The following is a 19,045-nucleotide window of genomic DNA, read 5'->3' as shown; positions in this document are numbered from 1 at the left end:
AAAATTATCGAGTAGTTGTTGTAGTCGTTGCACCGCTTTCGTTAGAAGCAACCGCTACTGCTGCCGCTGCTGCTACTGCTGCTGTCGCTACTGCAACTGTTGTTGCTGTGCCAGCTGCTGCTGCAGATGCACCAGTGCCTGCAGCTGTGCCAGTACTTGAACCAGCTGCTGCTGTTTCTTCAGCTGCAAATGCAGCACCTGAGAAGCTAACTGCTAATGCAGCTGCTAGAGCCATCTTTTTCATAATGATTTCCATTAATATAAACGTTTATATGTAGAGGGTAAGTTTTATACCCTCAATCAGTTGCTCAGCTTAAACAACTGATTGATCATGATAGATAATAACCACAATCAAGTAAATAAGTAAATCATAAGCAATACCTTATAAATTGTATTGGGATTACTTATTGTTACGCAACCAAACTAGGTCACCGATACCATCAGTAGGGGAAAACTCTGCTGGAGAACTCAATAAAAGCTGACGAATTTTTTCATGCTCAAAGTTATGACACGCTGCATCTAAATCATCCATCAATTGTTTATATTCATCAATCGGTAAAAATGACTCATTGGCAGTCATTATCCGCTCGTGGGCTGTTTGAGCGACGTTGTCGCCAATTAATAGCTCTTCATACAACTTTTCACCAGGTCGCAAACCAGAGAATAATATTTCAATATCCCCGTAAGGATGTTGAGCATCTTTAACTTCTAATCCAGATAAGTTAACAAGGTTTGTAGCTAAATCGGTGATTTTAACAGGCTCCCCCATGTCAAGTACAAATACGTCACCACCTTTGCCCATGGCCCCAGCTTGTATCACTAGCTGGGCTGCTTCGGGAATAGTCATGAAGTAACGGATTATATCTGGGTGGGTAACAGTAATCGGCCCGCCTTGAGTAATCTGTCTTTTAAATAAAGGAATTACAGAACCAGAAGACCCTAAAACATTACCAAAGCGCACCATACAAAAACGCGTTCCGTTCTGTTTAGTTTTTTCTTGTTGGGCTAAAGCTTGAAGTCCGAGTTCAGCCACACGTTTAGTTGTCCCCATAACATTTGTGGGCCTAACAGCTTTATCTGTTGAGATAAGAACAAACGATTCAACATTCGCTTCAATAGCAGCCTTAGCTGTATAGTAAGTACCGAAGACGTTATTACGCACACCCTCGACCACATTATACTCGACTAAAGGGACATGTTTATAAGCCGCGGCATGATACACCGTTTGAACATTAAAGCTTTTCATCACAGTAGCTAAACGATTAACACGCTGCACAGAACCAAGTAGTGGAATGATATCCACATCGAGGCTAAGTTCTTCCACCAATAGCGATAGTTCACGGTCAATTTGGTATAAACCAAACTCAGATAACTCAAACAACAATAAGGTAGTTGGCTTTTGCTTGATTATCTGACGACAAAGCTCTGAACCAATCGACCCTCCAGCCCCTGTAACCATTACCACTTTTCCTTTGATATTGGCTTCCATTAATGACTGTTGAGGTGCTACGGGGTCTCGACCTAATAGATCTTCGATTGGTACGTCTTTTAACTCATCAATACTCGCGTTACCTTCGACAATATCTTTCATATCAGGAACGGTAAGAACTTCAGCTGGTAGATGAAACAACGAGTCTAAGATCTGCTTGCGCCTTGACCGAGAAGCACTAGGAATAGCAAGCAATATCTGCTCTACACTATGTTTGTTAAGTACAGGCTCAGATTCACTAATATCGAAAACACGCAGCCCCATAATGATCGTGTTCTCTAATGTTTTGTCTTCATCAATGAAGCCGACGACCTTATGAGTTTCAGACGTTCTTAATGCTAATGCTAGCTGGCGCCCTGCAGACCCTGCTCCATAAATTAAGACTTTTTTACGGCCTTTACTATTAGCTTGTGCAACTAGTACACGCACAATTAGTCGGGAACCACCGCAAAGTAGACAAAGGAAAGTTCCATAAATGATGGGAACAGAGCGAGGTACAGATGCATCCAAATAAAATGCAAGAAATGCTACTGTTGTCGCGGAAACTAAAGTACCAATACTAACGACAGCTAATGCATGGAAAGTAAGATAACGCAGAACGGCGCGATACAAGCCTAACTTACTAAATGTAAGCAATGTGATTAGCAACGTACCAATTAAGACATATTGATTAAGAACATCATTTAAAGGCTTAATATGACCAATTCGAGTCCAATATGCTGCATAAAACGACGCTACAACAAAGAGTGTATCAATAAAAATACTAATCATTCGCTTATTGAAACGAGAAAGATTCCAAATATAATTAAGCCTAGCCATATTAACCACTTATAAAAACAAAACGTCAGCATTGTACTGACGTTTTAATAAAAAATCTTAGTCTGAGTCTAAATATTTATGTATCAATTCAATTCTGAGCTTCAAAAAGAACTTTACGTAACACGCGACAAGTTTCATTAACTTCTAACTGAGTTAAAGTTGGATGAACCAAAAACATTAAACTGGTCTCGCCTAATTCAACCGCACTACTAAGTCGAGTGGTGGGGCGCAACAACGTGTTGTCAAATGCTTTTTCTAAATACACCTCAGAGCAACTCCCCTGAAAAGCAGGTACACCTTGCGCATTAATCGCATCGACGATCTTATCACGAGTCCAACCTTCGGCTAAATGTTCTGGCTCGATAAACAAATAATGCTTATATTCAGCGTGTTCACTGTATTCTGGCACGATAACACGACGAACAACAATCAAGTCTGAAACCGCGTCATCAATAGCTTTACCATTGGCTTGGCGTTTTTTTGTCCAATCTTGCATGTAAGTCAGCTGAATACGCCCAATGACGGCTTGCATCTCAGTCATGCGCCAATTGGTTCCAAAACTATCATGTAACCAACGAAAGCCCGGGGGGTGTTCTTTGTTATAAATCGAATCATAGTTTTTACCATGATCTTTGTAAGACCACATAAACGACCACAGTTCCTTATTGTTAGTCGTTACCATGCCACCTTCACCACCCGTAGTCATAATTTTATCTTGGCAGAATGACCAAGCACCAATATGACCAATAGTCCCTACGCTACGCCCTTTATATTTCGCACCATGTGCCTGAGCACAATCCTCGATGACATAAAATCCATGCTTAGCCGATAACGCCATGATGGCATCCATTTCAGCTGGCATACCAGCAAGGTGAACCACTATCACTGCTTTAGTTTCTTCAGTAAGTACCGCTTCAATTGATTCTGCGGTGATCGCTTGACTATTTAGATCTACATCGGCAAATACTGGTGATGCGCCAGCTGTCACGATTGAGGATGCAGAAGCTAAAAAAGTACGAGGAGTCGTAATCACCTCGTCCCCAGTAGTTACACCCAACGCTTTTAGTGCAACATCTAAAGCTAATGTGCCATTGGCAAGAGCAACTGCGTAATCACAATCGACCCATGCAGCAAACTCTTTTTCGAATTCGCGACATTCACTACCAGTCCAATAGTTTACTTTATTTGAAAGTACAACTTGGCTTACGGCATCCGCTTCCTGTTGAGTAAACGAAGGCCATGGAGAAAATTTGGTATTAAGCATTTTTAAGCCTTAATTTTTTAAACCTATCGCCAAAATTCGTTTTCTCTGAAAACTTGAAGCGAGCGGGAACTTTGTATTTATCAAGCCTTGCTCTGCAGTGGTTTCGGATAAGTTTTTTTGCATCCTTCTCACTTACATTTTCATGCAGCACTAGTTGCACTGCAACCATCTGACCTGTAATTGCATTTTTTTCGCTATACACCATACAATCATCTACGATATCTAGTTCAAGGATGACTGACTCAACTTCATTTGGTAATACTTTTTCGCCACCTACATTTATCACTTCTTTGCTGCGACCAACAATTTTTATGTAACCGCCTTCAGACTGTTCAACTAAATCACCGGTTTGGAACCACCCATCTTCAGTGAAACTGCTCATATCAGCATTAAGATACCCTAAAACTTGTGTTTTACTTCTCAACCACAACTCACTATTTACTATTTTGTATTCAGTGTTTGGATCATCAAGTTTCATCTCTAAACTATCTGATGACTTACTAGTTGTTTGTGCTATACCAGTTTCACTAGTACCAAAGGTTTGCATCAAACGAGCACGAGGAAACGCTTCTTTTAACTTAAGGAGAACACTTTCAGGCATTGTTTCAGTGCCATATGTAACCATTTTTAAACTTTTAAGGTTATACTTTTCATTGGCTTTAGCCATTAAAAGCATATTTAAAAAAGTCGGTGTTGAAGGTAATACATTTACTTTATATTTTTCGATCAAACTGCCAATATAGTCAGGGTTACGATTCGCAGGAAGTACGACTCTAGCCCCCATGGCTAGTGTATTTAATAAAGTATTTAAGCCGCCAATGTGGTCAAACATCAAGAAGACCAGCATATTCAAATTCTTGTTTTTTTTACCTTGAAAACTATTAACCAAATGATCAAAGTCATGGATCATTGCTTTAGGCTCACCAGTACTACCACTACTAAATAGAATTAGTCCAGAATGCATTTTCTCAATTAGATCAACAACAAGCTGGTGTTTTTCCAAGCTAGCTTCAGGCTTACTTAACTGATACTTATCTTTGTTTAAATGTAACAACCAGTCGCAATTTGCCACTTTGATACGAGCAGCAATCTCATCCTCATTATTTGAAACAATCGGGACAATAATTGCCTTATGCTTTAAGAGCGCTAATAGTAATGCTATAGAGTAGTAGTTATAATCTGACAACAAAACAACTACTTGGCCAGGCTCAATGTCACTACATATTTCCTGATAAAATGTCTCAGTCTGCTTTGACAGCTCAGCGTATGAGAACTCACCGTAGCTATCTACAATCGCATATTTGGTATTAAGCGCAGCTAAGTGTTCGATCATCCAAGACATTATTTCATTACTCCACCAAGATAAATAATTTGACCTGTAATAAAGTTACTTTCTTCTTTATTAAAAAAGTCTATAACATTTCTTACATCTTCTGTTTCACCAAAACGATGAATAATTTGCTGTTCAAGAAGCTCATCAAGTTTATTTTTCGGTATATTCCTAACCAAGTCAGTGTAAACAGGTGTCGGGCCAACAGCATTTACTCGAATACCAAACTCACCGAGCTCTTTTGCAGAAGTTCGCGTAAAGCTTTCAACTGCAGCTTTGCTGGCAGCATATACGGCCTCACCCGCTAAATCTAAAGGAACTGCAACTGTCGTATAATTAACAATTGACCCTCTTTTAAGTCTCATCATTACTTTTGACACCTCTCGCGTTAACAAAAAGGTGCCAAAGAAATTTGTTGAAAATACATTTTTAGCGTTGTTGTATGGGGATGTTAGCAAGTGGTTCATTGCCGCGATACCTGCATTATTCAACAATACATCAATAGAGCCGAAATCTTTTTTAACTCGCCTAATCATTTTTATTACTGCTTTTTCATCAGCAACATCAAGTTCAAAGTGCAGGTAGTTTTCATGACTTATGCTTGATTTTCCTCGACTACAACCAGCAACCTTGTGCCCTTGATTTAAATAGTACTCGGCCAACTCTTTACCTAAGCCTTTACGAGTACCTGTAATAATATAATTTTGCGATCTCATAACTAATCTTCCTGATGTTCAGCAATTAACAATTCAACATATTTAGATAAAGTCTTTACTGTTCGAAAAGGTGATGTTTTTTGACTCATAGCTCTTTCATCCGCAAGTGTCAAGTCAACATCAAACTCATCAGATATTGCAGCTTCTAGATCAGTAACTAGAAATACAACTCCCATACTATCAAGGTTTTCACCAAACAAACGCGTCTCTTCTGTTGCTTCAATTAAAGCACCAATGTCTTGATCTTCACCAACTTCTTTAACCGTATCTAATACAAGTTCTGTAACCTTATTCATTCATGTACCCCTAAACTCATTCCACCATCGATAACTAACTCAGTACCAGTTATCCATTTTGAATTATCTGATAATAAAAAAACAACTCCATTTGCAACATCAGTTGCTTTGCCAAGCCCGAGAGGATACGTGCCTTCCATTCTTTCTAAATACTCATCAGTGTACACATCAGAATGAGCGTCAATTAGCTCCGTCTTAACTGTCCCACAGATGATCGAGTTAACTCGAACCCTCTCAGGTGATACTTCTTTTGCTAAGGATCTCATCGCTCCATTTAGGGCCGCTTTTGATGAGCTGTAATTGACAATTCCAGTTGATCCTGTTGTCGCTGCAATTGAAGATATAAACACCACCGATTTATCGCCTTCAGTACAAGCTCTCTTATCTGTAATTCCTTTAGCTATTTCTAAGGCAGAAAATAGATTTAACGTAAATACCTCTAGCATTTTTTGGTGCGTTACAAATCGCAAAGGTAAAACTTGTAATACACCCGCTGCATGTACGAAGCCAGAAAAACGACCATGAGCTTTACTCAAGTTCAAAACCCAACGAGGTAATTTATCCAAATCTACCGTCAAATCCTTTGCTTCAAAAACAAATTTTTCTGGATAAGATTCTTGCAAGCTTTTTACTTTATCAGAGCACTTGCGAGAAACGCCAACAACACTATGATTATTCGCTAACAACAACTCAGCTGTGGCAAAGCCTATACCAGAACTAACTCCAGTAACTAAATAGAGCTTTCCCATGTCATTTAAGCCTCAATTTTTTGTCCATAAGATTTAATGAGTTGTTCAACGGTTTCAATTTTCTTTAAATCTTCGACAGATACATCAATTGAAAACTCCATATCAAAAAATGAAATGACTCCCAAATATGCCATTGAATCCCACTCAGGGAGTTCTGCCAACACAGCAGCTTCAGCTATTGTGTCGTCTAGCTGCATTATATCTGTTAGCTCTTCAAGAAACTGTTGCTTGTTCATTTTATTTCCTTTGGTTGATATATTAAAACTGGCGGGCTATATATGCCCGATAAATTTACTATTGCACTTGCCCATGATAAGCCGACACCAAACCCTGAAAGAATCAAGCGTTTATCACTTATGCTTAAATTCCGTCCAATTGCATCATTGATTGTACATGGAATCGATGCACTACTTTGATTGCCATACTTACTTACGGTCTCACAAGGAACCTTGTCCATTGGCAATTTTAAACGCTTTGCAATGTTAGTAATGATATATTTATTAGCTTGATGGAATACAACGTAATCCACATCGTTTATGTCTTGTCTAGCAAATTCTAATATTTCTTTTATTGCAGGTGGTTCTGTTTTAATAGAGAAATTAAACACCTCCCCACCATTCATTGCTAAATCATTTTCAGAGCGATAATTACCTTCTTCATCAATTTTTTCAACGGCGGTTTCAAGTGAACTTGGTTTTCGAAAGCCACCTGCTGGTTGTAATATATGCTGATATCCAGCACCATTTGTATGTAAACTAAAATAGCTTTCAACATCTGCTTCGGTATATTCGATCAAAGTTGCAGTACCAGCATCTCCAAACAGTGGGGCAGTTGCTCGGTCCCTTGGGTTTACGCACTTACTTAACGTATCGCCAGCCAAAAGTAAGACTCTTTTACATGTTTGTGACGCAACCATCATATGCGCCATCCACAAACCATAAACATATCCAGAGCAACCTAATCCGATATCAAATGAAGCCGCGTCAGTTGATAACCCTAAAACCCCATGAGCTATTGCAGCATTTGAGGGTTGCAGATAGTCAGGCGTTTGTGTTACAAAAATTAAACCATCAATATCTTTCTTATCGATGTCAATGCCACTAATGAGCTTTTCAGCAGCGTCGACGCAAAGGTCAAGTGTCGTTATTGATTCATCTGTCACATGGCGTTTATCCAGACCAATTGCTCGTTTAATTCGAGCGATTTGCTTTTCATTACCACCGTACAAGTGTACTTCGTCATCAATACAACGCACATCTTGTGGTACAACGGTAACTACACCAGTTATTTTTCCATTGTTAAACTTTGAATTTGCCATGATTATACCCTTTTAGCCGGATTACCAAATACTGTCATAGGCTTACGAATGTTACCAACGACCACACTTCCAGCACCAACTATAGTTCCCGCAACAATTTTCTTTCCTGGTAATATAATAGCTCTACCGCCGATCAAGCAAAAGCTACCAATCGACACATTGCCGCAAATTTCCACTTTTCCATTTATAGAAACGAAACCTTCAATACTAACATCATGCCCCAGTGTGGATCCCGTATTCATAAAAAAAAAGTCTCCTATAGATACATCAGCCGTAACTATACAACTAGGGGTGATAATGCACCCTTCACCAAGAGTAACATTACATCCAATTATACTTTCAGGGGATACATACGAGATGAAGGTATGATTTCGACTTTTAAGTTGAGTTACGATTTTTTCTTTTGTCACAGGTGACATAATCGCATTTAACAACTTCACTCCTTTTTCTCGCTTATATGTTGAAATTTTGCCTATTACTCCAACAGGATATTTGTAGCCATCAAGTGCGTTGATGTTATCATCAATAAAACCAATAACATCATATTTTGTGGGTTCTAATCGTAAATAAGAATAAAGCTCTCGCCCTAATCCACCAGCCCCAACAACAACAACTTTCTGTACCAAGTCATTCGTCTCGTTCATTTCCCTTAAAAGCCTCCATGGTAGCCTCACCATCCTGGTTGATACCTTCTCGAATAAACACTTTTTTAACAGTCAAAAATAATATTTTAATATCAAGAAAAAAAGATTGGTTCATAACATACCAAACATCATACTCAAACTTCTGTTCCCAACTAATCGCGTTGCGACCATTAACTTGAGCCCAACCAGTGATCCCAGGTCGAACATTATGCCGTTTAGCTTGGCGAGCATTATACAATGGTAAGTACTGCATCAAAAGAGGCCTTGGCCCCACTAGACTCATTTCACCCTTAACCACATTCCATAAGCCGGGTAATTCATCCAAGCTTGAGGACCGTAGTTTTTCACCAAACGGAGTTAGTCGTTCCGAATCCGGGAGAACATTACCTTGCGAATCTACGGCATCTTTCATTGAGCGAAATTTAACCATCTGAAAAGACTTACCCTGCAACCCTGGGCGTGTTTGTTTAAAAAGAACAGGTGAGCCTAGATTTTTTCTAATCTTCCATGCAACCAAAGCTATGATGGGAGAGAAGATAACAAGCGCGGTAAGTGAAGCACAAAAATCAAACAACCTTTTCATCGAACTTCCTCAAAAATTGAAATAAACTTAGAAACACCCTGTTTAAGTGACAAATGCTGCTCATAGTAATCTTTTCCTGCATTCCCAAGTTGCAACCGCTCTGTATCTGACAAACAACATAGGTGTGATATAGCATCAGCCAATGATTCTGGGTTATCTGGTTGACACGTGACTCCTGCTCCTGCTTTAGTTATCAAGTCGGAAGCATCACCGGAAACGCCCATAACGATTGGCTTACCCATTGCCATGTTTGCTTGAGTTCTTGATGGCACTGTAATCTCGAATAATTCATTTTTATTTAAATGAACAAGAAGCATATCCGCACTAGAAAGTAATGACCCAACTTGTTGCATAGAAACTCTTGGCAAAAAATATACGTTGCTTAATTTTAGATCTTCAACAGTCTCGATTGCCGCCTGTTTAGCGACCCCGTCACCGAGAAATACAATATTCACGTTAATATTTTGGTGGTCCAATATCTCTGCCGCCTGAATAATAGAAGGAAGCCCTTGAGCAAAACCAAGGTTGCCAGCAAACAATAGGTTTAAATTTCCATCTTCTGGTAGTTTAATGTCTGCCTGTTCAAACTTATTTAAAGCAGGTTCATTACACCAATTATAAATAACTTCGATTTTTTCGACAGGTACACCTCTTGATACTATTCTTTTTTTGAATCCAGGTGATAAAACGACAACTTTAGATGCTCTTTTATATACGAAGTCACAAGTTTTTCCGACTATATTAAGAACTCTCTTGTTATTAATCATCCCAGTTGCAGATAATGTATCAGGCCATAAGTCTTGTACATCAACAACAAAAGGTACCCTCTTACAAAACCCTAACAAACAAGCTGACAATGATGTTGTCAAAGGAGGGTGATAACTATAAATAACATCTATATTTCTAGTTTTTATCAGTCCTACAAGAAAAGTACTAATCGCGAATGACATATAATTTAAAATTCGTTTAGCTGCAGAGCCATCGTGGCTTGGATACAAAGGTGCTCGATGGATAGTTATCCCATCCATAACCTCTTTTTGGTAAAAGTTAATTTTATAGCCATCGTAAACTTTACCGCCAGGATAATTCGGAAAGCCAGTAAGAACTTCAACCTCATGCCCCTCATCACGGAGAGCTTGAGCAAAAAGAAGACCTTTAAAGGTAGGTTCTGGATCAAACCATTGAGTTAACAAAAGAATTTTCATATATGACTCTATCTTGTAACTCGTGAGTTAACCTCACGAGTCAATTCAATTAATACTCTTTCCAAACAACTCGCTTAACGTAATCAGTATACGAGTGAATGATTCTGACCATCTTGTCAGACACATTCGGCATGCTGTAATCGTATACGGGACGTAATAGACGCTCATTGCCACTTGGTTGAGTATCTAATACTTGTAGAGCCTGCATTACACGGTTTACACCTAGACCTACCATCATGACTGAAGCTTCTTCCATTCCCTCTGGGCGCTCATGTGCTTCACGCAAGTTTAGTGCAGGGAAGTTCATGATAGAGGATTCTTCATTAATCGTACCACTGTCTGAAAGAACCACTTTGGCATTCTTCTGAAGGTGGTTGTAGTCATGGAAGCCCAATGGCTTGAGTAATTGAATGTTATGATGAAATTTAATGCCTTGAGCTTCAATGCGGTTACGAGTTCGAGGGTGTGTTGAAACTATCACTGGTAAATCATAATGCTCTGCAACAGTATTTAGCGTTTCGGCAAGCTTCGCTAGCTGTTTCGGAGAATCTACATTTTCTTCACGGTGAGCACTCACCACAAAAAACTGCCCTTTTTCAAGTTTTAAACGAGCTAGCACATCAGAGCTTTCGATCTGAGGCATATAGTGATTTAATACCTCAAACATTGGACTGCCTGTTTTGATCACACGATCAGCTGGTAGACCTTCCGCAAGTAAGTAATCTCGCGCAATCGAGCTGTAAGTTAGGTTTATATCTGCGGTATGATCAACAATACGTCGATTCGTTTCTTCTGGTACACGTTGATCAAAGCAGCGATTACCCGCTTCCATATGAAAAATGGGAACTTTACGACGTTTCGCTGGTATTGCAGATAAACAAGAATTGGTATCACCCAATACTAGCATTGCATCTGGCTGGATCTCTTCTAATGCTTGATCGACTTTAATGATAACTTGCCCGATAGTTTCTGCAGCATTTTTACCCGCAGCATTTAAGAAATAATCAGGTTTACGCACCCCTAAGTCATTAAAGAACACTTCGTTTAACTCAAAATCATAATTTTGACCTGTATGGACAAGAACATGTTCACAGTGCTCATCCAATTTTGATAACACTCTAGATAAACGAATGATTTCAGGTCGAGTTCCGACCACCGACATTACTTTTAATTTTTTCATTTTAAATTCCTACAGTGGCTTTGCAAACGTGTCTGGCTTTTCTCGGTCAAAGATTTCATTGGCCCATAGCATTACGATTAGTTCTACGTCACCTATATTGGTCACGTCATGTGTCCACCCGGGAACCGTTTCGACAACTTGGTAATCATCACCAGTAACATCTAATTCGTAACACTCACCTGTTGAGATATGTTCAAACCGGAATTTTGCTCGCCCTTTAATAACTAAGAATTTTTCATTTTTTGAATGATGATAATGCCCACCACGAGTGATACCTGGATGAGCAGTAAAGAAAGAAAACTGCCCCGCATCCTTAGTTTTTAACAGTTCACAAAAAGAACCACGAGGATCAGTGTAAGCTGGCACTGTGTACGAGAAGTGTTCTGGAGAATAATAACTAATGTAAGTCGAATAAAGTGCTCGTAAGAAGCCCGAGCCTACGTTTTCCGTTATTAAAGATGATTTACTTGCTTTAAATGCCTCAAGTGCGTTAGCAACCTCACCAACAGTCGTAGGATAGATTGGCTTAATTGACTGCTCGCCAGATTCCTCATCATGGTTTAAATGATGAATAAAATGTTCACAAACTGTATCTATATAAACTAGATTGACTTTTGCTGTAGGGTCGTTGATTGTCAAAGGTAAATCATTAGCCACATTATGGCAAAAAGTAGCAACCATTGAATTGTAATTTGGTCGACACCACTTACCAAAGACATTTGGCAAACGATAGATATAGACTTTTGCTTGAGACTGAAAGCCGTATTCCTTTACAACATCTTCTGCCTGAGCCTTGCTAGCACCGTATGGGTTCGATTGTTCAGCTTGTATAGAAGAAGTAAGAAGAATAGGAGTAGCTTTGTTGAGCTCGTTTAGCTTGGTTACGATATGCGAAGTTAGGTCAGCATTGCCTTGTTTGAATTCATCATCATTTTCCGGCCGATTGACACCGGCTAAATGATAAATGAAATCTGCTGTTTCTAATGCGTTATCTAAATCTTGAAGTGAATGGGCTCGGTCAATTTTAACAATATCTGTAAAACCTTGCTCTTCTAATTGAAAACACAGGTTCTTACCAATAAAGCCTTTTGCGCCTGTAACTAAAATTCTCATTACACACCTTCAGGTACATTAAGACTACCAGCTTCGATATCAGCAATAAAATCCAACTTATGAAGTAGCTTAACCATACCAGCTACATCTAAACGTTCGGTATTATGAGAGTTGTAATCTTCAATAACACTTAAATCTTGTTCACCTTCTTCAACGTATTGTGAATAATTTAAATCTCTGTTGTCTGAGGGGACTCGATAATAACCACCTTGGTCTTCAGCAACAAACATCTCTTCACGACTACATAATGCTTCATACAATTTTTCGCCATGACGAGTACCTATCACATTGACTTCATGTTCGGGTTTAGACGTGATGGTTTTTAAAGCCTGCACTAAAACATCAATAGTCGCTGCGGGTGCTTTTTGCACAAAAATGTCGCCATTAATACCATGTATAAATGCATGCAATACAAGATCGACAGCATCATTCAATGTCATCATAAAGCGTGTCATATTCGGATCTGTAATTGTAATTGCATCGCCATTTATAATTTGACGCAAAAACAACGGAATTACCGAACCACGAGATGCCATAACATTGCCATAACGAGTAGCTGATATTACCGTTTTAGTAGGATCAACATTACGCGATTTTGCAACAATAACTTTTTCCATCATCGCTTTGGAGATACCCATCGCATTAATTGGGTAGACCGCTTTATCTGTACTTAGACAGACAACTCTAGCCACTTCGTTTGCGATACAAGCTTCTAGGACATTCTCTGTTCCCAACACATTGGTCTTAACAGCTTCCATCGGATGGAATTCGCAAGAAGGAACTTGCTTAAGTGCTGCGGCATGATAAACAAAGTCAACACCGCGAGTCGCAGACAGAATAGAGTTATAATCTCGCACATCACCGATATAAAACTTTAGCTTAGGCGAATTGTACTTCTTACGCATGTCATCTTGTTTTTTCTCATCGCGAGAGAAAATGCGAATTTCTTTAATATCCGTTTCCAAAAAACGGTCTAGGACTGCATTACCAAAAGAACCAGTCCCACCTGTAATCAATAATACTTTCTTGCTAAAAATGTTTAACATGCTTTTTCTTACCTAAAATTAAATCAACCGGATTTTTTAAGAACTCTGATACCTAGTTTATAAAAATACTCACACAAACCTTGAGGTAAAAAGTTGACCAACGACAAAAAGAACCCCGTAAATAAGCTATAAGGAATACCTAACTCTTTTAACAATAAACTAAATTCTCTATATGCCTCTCTGCTATTACTTTTACACCTCAGAGCATAGCTAATCAATCTCTTGTTATATTCTTTATTAAAAGACTCTAGTATATCTTCAGAGTATATAGAAGAAAGGTTGAGTATAACTTTCCTAAGAAACACTTGATACCTTAAGTTGGATAAGATCGAAGCTCTATCTTGAAGTGCTGACTTATTTTTAGCAGCTTCATTTTTTCCAAAGTAATTCTCACCATCTCCTCCTAATACTAAAGCTCCACTGTTGATATATTTGTAATCTGAAAACTCATGATTAAGCGCTACGGTTAGGTAAACTTGTGTATAAATACATGATGATAGGAACCTCTTGTCCAGATTCAATGAACAGACTTTTTCTCTATCAAAAATCAAACCAGAAAAAAGTATTGAGTTATAAATCAATTGAGCAGTAGGAAGTTCTAAAAGATCACACTTTGAGTCGACAACCCGATTCATTTCACCCGATTCAACATACGAGCTAATATAAAAAGGCTTATTACTTATCTTTAACTCAGAAATAACATCTAAAAATTTGTCCCCTACAATAAAGTCGTCATCACTCAATAAGTAAACATATTGAGATTTTGTGATGTAGAATGAATCCATAAGATTAGAATCATAACCCATATTCCTCTCATTTTCATGAAGACTAAGAGGGATTGATAATACATCTTGAAATTCAGAACAAATATCTTTTATATCGTTTATTAACGGTGAGACATCATCCTTAATAATTATACAGAATTCCGGACTATTAATTCCAATAAAATTCTCTAGAATTCTCCTGACTTGTTGGGGACGATTATATGATAAAATTACAACTGAAACTAACATGATATGAAATCCAAAATTCTATTTTTTATATTGCCTATATTAAAGGCAAACAACGATTTGACAAGAAATAAGGCTAGCTTAAACCGAAGGTTTAGTATCGAAAAAACAATTAGTCTAACGTGAGAGTAATTAAAATCCTTTACCCTAACACTGGGGTAAACCCTGAATATGATTTTTTTTCCGAAAATCTTCTTTTTAGTACTATCTTGTAATGAATCATGATCTATCCCATTGACTTTAATAGGCTTAATATTCCCACCATCAATAACAGTCTGGCAACAATATTCATAATCGACACATTCAACATGATAACTTCGATTATGCTTTAGTGATTTTTCATCTATTCTAAATAAACAACCACTACTTGGAAAAAAACCAGCTCTAAACTTTCTAATATCCTCGCTAGTGTAAAATATAGAGTAACCACCATTATCTTCCAGATCGCTTTTATATCTCACGATTATATCGCTTAACGTTTCTCTCTCAACAATAGTGTCTTGATCAAAGTAAATAAAATCACCACCTCCATTTTCAGCAATCACAGTTTCTAGGTCATTGAATGCAACACCGAGACCTGCATTAATGTTGTCCCCAAGGATATTAACATCCATTTTATTAAGTAAGATAATATCATCTTCACTGGCATGGTTCAAATAAACAAAAACATCAAGACCTTCGTCGATAGCATTTTTTATATTAACATACACATTGTCATCAGGATTATAAACAACGGTAAAAAAGATCAGTTCTTTATTCATACTAATATTCCGAATAATGTTATTCTAACTGCTTACAAGCAATAAAAAATAATAAGCAAAAAAGTAAATCCTCAAGACTTACATTTATAATCAGTAAGATTTACTCTACCTTGTAGTTAGTATTCCCTCTATTTGTTAAACAACTTAAAAAGTGGGCTGATAACACTAAATAAATTAATTGCGTGACTCCAGAAGAACCTAGAATGTAGACATCTTTAAGGTTTAGAAATGGCAACATAAAAAAACACACAACCACAAAAGGCTTAAATACTGAGCTATTTGTACAACTGGAGAGGAGGAAGGATATTATAAAAAAACTACCAACAAATAATAAAGTATAAAATAACCCACCAAAATTAGTTAATAGTATAACTCCAAGATCACTATCGATATAAGGAATACCATTGCTCCTGCCGAAGTTACCATCACCTATAATTAAATTCTCAGGAATAATCAGCATATTATTTATGATATAACTAATGGTATCACCAGATATTTGACCTGAGTTTTCAAAAAATAAAGAAAAAGCCCACATATAAAAATGCATTACCTTTTCGGTGTAAACAAAAAAAGTAAATATGAGAAAGCATAACACAAGAAGTAACACACGATAAAGGATCGATTTATTGATTTTAAAAATATGAACTGGGGAAATTAACGATAAAAAACAAATAAAAAGGATTAATATCATCCCTGTCCTTCCAGAGTATACGGCTGCAAGTGCACTAAGTGCAGAAAATAAATATAAATATATTTTTTTTATATTATTAAAACGATAGTTAGACATGAAAAGAAAGGCTATGAATACTGCAAAACCATAGAAAACGGACAATACTGAAAATCCACTCTCAAACATTCCACTGATTCGCCTTCCCAATTCGAAGTATATCCTAGCGGTTTCTGATAGACTAAATACATTATAAAAAACCAAACCAAAATCTTTATTATAAATGATAAATATTGAAAGGATAATATTAAGAAAAACAGCTAATATGATATTTCGTAAAATTAAATACTGCCAATCATCCAAATATAATCGACGATACAAATCAATAATAGTTCTCGATGAGAGAAATAACATGATAGATATAATTACAACTTTTATCACATATAAGTCAGAGCCAGAGTGATAATAGGATACCCCTAGAGTGATAAATAGTAAAAAGATAAGATACAGTACAAAATATAGACTAAACTTATCTATCCTAAATCCGAACAAACATTTAGAAATGAAAATTAAAGATAGTGGGATATTGATAAGATATAGCATTGGAATATCAAATATCCGAGAGGGGATCAAATAAAAGACCGTAAGTAAAAATAAAAGAAAACTAAATATAAAATTCATTGTTCTTTTTAAAAAAAACACATTCAAAACTTTCACCTTAAATAATTCCAGCGAAGAGAGTTATTAGTTAAACTATTTTTGAGAAGTGAAGATTTGTCCATAGAAATCATACTAATATATTATTTACTATTCAATTTTAAGACATCGTATAACAGGTAGATAAAGTTTTTAATCCCCATCACTTTAGATAACTTTAAGAGGGTTCGAAAATTTACTTCATTAGAATAACAATAATAACGTTTTTTTATTAATGTAACTACATCTTTTGATATAGCAATATTGGCATATCTACTACTAATTTCGTTCAACAATCTAAACTTCTCTACAACTGCAGCTCTTCTTTGCTTAACATTATTATTAGTGAGAGACTGTAGGAACCTAGCAATATAACCTTCTCCGACATCAGAACCAATAAGATTACTATCGTGCTGACGGTAATATATTAACTCATCTTTTACGTAACAAAGTTCTCCTCTAATCTCCGAGTTTGCTGCAATCCAAAAATCATGAGGGATACCTACAGGGAAAGGAAGTAATGAAGTGACAAAATCAGTTTCACAAAGTAAGGTAGCACCTGTTACAAAGTTATCTGCTAATATTATGTTTTTTTCATGCAACTTATCATATACGGAGTCGTCTAGTTTGCGTCCCTTTATATTTAGCTGACTATCTGTTACATAAGCATTACTAAAACAACTAAATTTATTTTTATCAATTATATTTTTCAGCATTTTTTCAGCTTTACTTTCCAACCAAATATCATCTTGGTCTGAAAAGAAAAAATATTTTGACCTTACAGATTGAACTAATACTTCGAAATTTTTCACATACCCAAGATTACCTAAATCATCATCTACTACGAAGATATTATCAAAATCTTTGGCTAGATCTTTTACTATCTCAATCGTATTATCTGAAGAACAATCATCTCTAATATATATAGCTTGGGGCCTAATTGTTTGCCCTAGTATGCTAAGAATTTGATCTTTAATGTATTGACTTCCATTATAAGATGCTAAGATTACATCATAATCCAAAATAAACCCTTAAAATCTTCATTGATTTTTATAAATTCGACAAACTAAATGCTTTATCCTAGCGAATTTTAACTGGAATAAAAATAATTACTGATTAAAAATATTTCACTAATAGTTTCTGTCTACAACCAACGACTTCTAAAATCATGAATTTTTTTCAATGGAATTAGTACATTAAGTATAAATAGAAATTTATACTTCAAAGAAGCAAATTTAAAAGCATTGTCAATGAGTTCGGTTCCATTAAGTAAATAATTTGCAATTGACGAGTTTCCTATCGAACTTAATGCTTCTGAAGTCACATTAGAGTGATGAGCCATATAAATCCTCATATTTAAGGTAGATAATCTAAACAAATTATATTTGGCTTCACTCTTAGTATTGGATGCGGACTCTGATAATATTCTATAAACAGCGGTAACATCTTCAAGCAACATAACCTCTCCTTTCATTGAAAGGTAAATCCATAATGGCCAATCACCTAACAACCAATTTTCAGATTCACTACCGTGCTCTAAGAAGAAACTGTCACAGTCAGTTTTTCGAAACATCGTCGTCAGAGTTCGAATGCGATTCTGTACAAACAAGCTTTTAGTGTTATTACTCTCTATCGGAACTTGACTAAGGATAACCTTATTTGAACCTTGATCTAAATCATATACATTTGTATGAACCATTGAAACATTATCATGGGAAATTAGATATTTTACTTGCTTGTCTAATTTTAATTTATCAATCCAAAAATCGTCACCTTCGCATATAGATATATATACGCCTTCCGCAACCCCTAATGCATTACTAAATGGTTTTTGACAGTTTTTTGAATATTGATTTTCATCTTGTAAAATAAGCCTGATAATTGATGGATATTTATTCTTATAATTTTGGAGTATTTCTTTAGTCTTGTCAGTCGACGCATCATCATGAATAACTATTTCAAACTTATATTCTGTTTCTTGAGACAAAAATCCATTTATCGTATCTTCTATATATGCTTCTTGGTTGAAAGTAATACAAACTATCGTTACATGAACCCTATCTTTATATTTCCAATATTTAGTAATTTCTTGTTCTGTTGGAGGTGATATTAGTTTTGTAAACATTAATCTATCCTGATATTGATATTGATATTGATTA

Annotated in this window: 20 protein-coding genes; all 20 read right to left on the bottom strand. The window is 36.6% G+C overall.

Annotated features, from left to right (window positions below):
* Positions 1–4 precede the first annotated feature (4 nt).
* The 20 genes from OCU90_RS00950 to OCU90_RS00855 all read right to left on the bottom strand — a co-directional run bounded on the left by OCU90_RS00950 (position 5) and on the right by OCU90_RS00855 (position 19,011).
* A complete protein-coding gene (locus tag OCU90_RS00950) occupies positions 5–244 on the bottom strand; it encodes a hypothetical protein (protein WP_017629890.1) in 240 nt (79 codons plus the stop codon).
* Positions 245–400: 156 nt separating this feature from the next.
* Positions 401–2,308, bottom strand: a complete 1,908-nt coding sequence (locus OCU90_RS00945; RefSeq protein WP_061023796.1) for a polysaccharide biosynthesis protein — start codon at positions 2,306–2,308, stop codon at positions 401–403.
* A gap of 88 nt (positions 2,309–2,396) precedes the next feature.
* Positions 2,397–3,572, bottom strand: a complete 1,176-nt coding sequence (locus tag OCU90_RS00940) for a DegT/DnrJ/EryC1/StrS family aminotransferase (protein ID WP_061023794.1) — start codon at positions 3,570–3,572, stop codon at positions 2,397–2,399.
* Positions 3,565–4,914, bottom strand: a complete 1,350-nt coding sequence (locus OCU90_RS00935) for an ANL family adenylate-forming protein (RefSeq protein ID WP_061023790.1) — start codon at positions 4,912–4,914, stop codon at positions 3,565–3,567. Before OCU90_RS00935 ends, OCU90_RS00940 begins: the two co-directional genes overlap by 8 nt.
* On the bottom strand, positions 4,914–5,618 hold the full coding sequence (locus OCU90_RS00930; protein WP_061023788.1) for an SDR family NAD(P)-dependent oxidoreductase: 705 nt from the start codon (positions 5,616–5,618) through the stop codon (positions 4,914–4,916). Before OCU90_RS00930 ends, OCU90_RS00935 begins: the two co-directional genes overlap by 1 nt.
* A gap of 2 nt (positions 5,619–5,620) precedes the next feature.
* Positions 5,621–5,914: a hypothetical protein gene (locus OCU90_RS00925; protein ID WP_061023786.1), complete on the bottom strand. Its 294-nt coding sequence runs from the start codon at positions 5,912–5,914 to the stop codon at positions 5,621–5,623.
* Positions 5,911–6,663, bottom strand: a complete 753-nt coding sequence (locus tag OCU90_RS00920) for an SDR family NAD(P)-dependent oxidoreductase (protein ID WP_061023784.1) — start codon at positions 6,661–6,663, stop codon at positions 5,911–5,913. Before OCU90_RS00920 ends, OCU90_RS00925 begins: the two co-directional genes overlap by 4 nt.
* Positions 6,664–6,668: 5 nt before the next feature.
* The gene (locus OCU90_RS00915) at positions 6,669–6,899 is read right to left on the bottom strand and encodes a hypothetical protein (RefSeq protein WP_061023782.1); all 231 of its coding nucleotides are present in this window, start codon (positions 6,897–6,899) and stop codon (positions 6,669–6,671) included.
* Complete coding sequence (locus tag OCU90_RS00910) at positions 6,896–7,981, bottom strand: 3-oxoacyl-[acyl-carrier-protein] synthase III C-terminal domain-containing protein (protein ID WP_061023780.1); 1,086 nt, start codon at positions 7,979–7,981, stop codon at positions 6,896–6,898. The genes OCU90_RS00915 and OCU90_RS00910 overlap by 4 nt, the downstream gene beginning before the upstream one ends.
* A 2-nt stretch (positions 7,982–7,983) precedes the next feature.
* On the bottom strand, positions 7,984–8,625 hold the full coding sequence (locus OCU90_RS00905; protein WP_061023778.1) for an acetyltransferase: 642 nt from the start codon (positions 8,623–8,625) through the stop codon (positions 7,984–7,986).
* Complete coding sequence (locus OCU90_RS00900) at positions 8,609–9,208, bottom strand: sugar transferase (RefSeq protein ID WP_061023775.1); 600 nt, start codon at positions 9,206–9,208, stop codon at positions 8,609–8,611. Before OCU90_RS00900 ends, OCU90_RS00905 begins: the two co-directional genes overlap by 17 nt.
* Entirely contained in the window at positions 9,205–10,413 is a 1,209-nt protein-coding gene (locus OCU90_RS00895; RefSeq protein WP_061023774.1) for a glycosyltransferase family 4 protein, read from the bottom strand. Before OCU90_RS00895 ends, OCU90_RS00900 begins: the two co-directional genes overlap by 4 nt.
* A 49-nt stretch (positions 10,414–10,462) precedes the next feature.
* Positions 10,463–11,593, bottom strand: coding sequence for a non-hydrolyzing UDP-N-acetylglucosamine 2-epimerase (gene wecB / locus OCU90_RS00890; protein WP_061023771.1), 1,131 nt, complete (start codon positions 11,591–11,593; stop codon positions 10,463–10,465).
* Positions 11,594–11,602: 9 nt separating this feature from the next.
* Complete coding sequence (gene wbjC, locus OCU90_RS00885) at positions 11,603–12,706, bottom strand: UDP-2-acetamido-2,6-beta-L-arabino-hexul-4-ose reductase (protein WP_061023769.1); 1,104 nt, start codon at positions 12,704–12,706, stop codon at positions 11,603–11,605.
* A complete protein-coding gene (locus tag OCU90_RS00880) occupies positions 12,706–13,743 on the bottom strand; it encodes a polysaccharide biosynthesis protein (RefSeq protein ID WP_061023883.1) in 1,038 nt (345 codons plus the stop codon). The genes wbjC and OCU90_RS00880 overlap by 1 nt, the downstream gene beginning before the upstream one ends.
* 32 nt (positions 13,744–13,775) lie before the next feature.
* On the bottom strand, positions 13,776–14,765 hold the full coding sequence (locus tag OCU90_RS00875; RefSeq protein WP_099426144.1) for a glycosyltransferase: 990 nt from the start codon (positions 14,763–14,765) through the stop codon (positions 13,776–13,778).
* A complete protein-coding gene (locus OCU90_RS00870; RefSeq protein WP_061023765.1) occupies positions 14,759–15,523 on the bottom strand; it encodes a hypothetical protein in 765 nt (254 codons plus the stop codon). The genes OCU90_RS00875 and OCU90_RS00870 overlap by 7 nt, the downstream gene beginning before the upstream one ends.
* Positions 15,524–15,623: 100 nt before the next feature.
* A complete protein-coding gene (locus tag OCU90_RS00865) occupies positions 15,624–16,379 on the bottom strand; it encodes a hypothetical protein (protein ID WP_143700559.1) in 756 nt (251 codons plus the stop codon).
* Between the two features lie 611 nt (positions 16,380–16,990).
* Positions 16,991–17,908 (bottom strand): glycosyltransferase, encoded by a 918-nt coding sequence (locus OCU90_RS00860; protein ID WP_061023761.1) that lies wholly within the window; start codon positions 17,906–17,908, stop codon positions 16,991–16,993.
* A gap of 122 nt (positions 17,909–18,030) precedes the next feature.
* Positions 18,031–19,011, bottom strand: a complete 981-nt coding sequence (locus OCU90_RS00855; RefSeq protein WP_061023759.1) for a glycosyltransferase — start codon at positions 19,009–19,011, stop codon at positions 18,031–18,033.
* Positions 19,012–19,045 lie beyond the last annotated feature (34 nt).

The organism is Vibrio splendidus, from assembly GCF_024347615.1.
GTDB lineage: Bacteria > Pseudomonadota > Gammaproteobacteria > Enterobacterales > Vibrionaceae > Vibrio > Vibrio splendidus.
This window is presented reverse-complemented; position numbering and strand designations above follow the sequence as displayed.